Annotated in this window: 1 protein-coding gene; it reads left to right on the plus strand. The window is 48.8% G+C overall.

All coding sequences use genetic code 11. The features are described 5' to 3' along the window. Positions 1 to 493, plus strand: a 493-nt coding sequence (gene fliH / locus R8N47_RS27845) for a flagellar assembly protein FliH (protein ID WP_318186440.1), incomplete at its 5' end; no start/stop codon positions are given. Positions 494 to 539 lie beyond the last annotated feature (46 nt).

Raw genomic sequence — 539 nt, forward strand, 5'->3', positions numbered from 1 at the left:
TCAGAAAGGATTTGTTTCTGGTGAACAAGCTGGTAAGCAAGGCTTTTTAGAAGCGGCGAAGCCAGTTAATGACTTGTTCCAAGCCTTGTCTCGCTGGCAAAGTGAAAAAGAGCAGCAGCAACGCCACATGATTTGTGAGTTGGTACAGAAGGTGGCTCAGCAGGTGATTCGTGCCGAGCTTACTCTGATGCCACAGCAAATTCTGGCGCTGGTGGATGAAACACTGTCTGCGATGCCGGGCAAAGCGGAGACTGTGACGGTTCATCTCAACCCACAAGATCTAGAACGCATTACGCACATTAACGCGGATCTGCCTAAGTCTTGGAAGCTGGTTGCCAACAACGAGCTGCCAATTGGTGGTTGTCAGTTAGTGACGGATGATGCGGAAGCAGACGCCAGTTGTGACTCACGCTTAGAGGCGTGCATGGACAACGTAAAACAGCACTTGTTAGACGAAGTCAGCATTCCACAGGTTGAGTCTGAAAATGAGTAGTACATTAAGCCACGAACTATTAAGTGAGCGTTTGAGCGATGCATTA

The organism is Vibrio sp. 2132-1 (assembly GCF_033344315.1).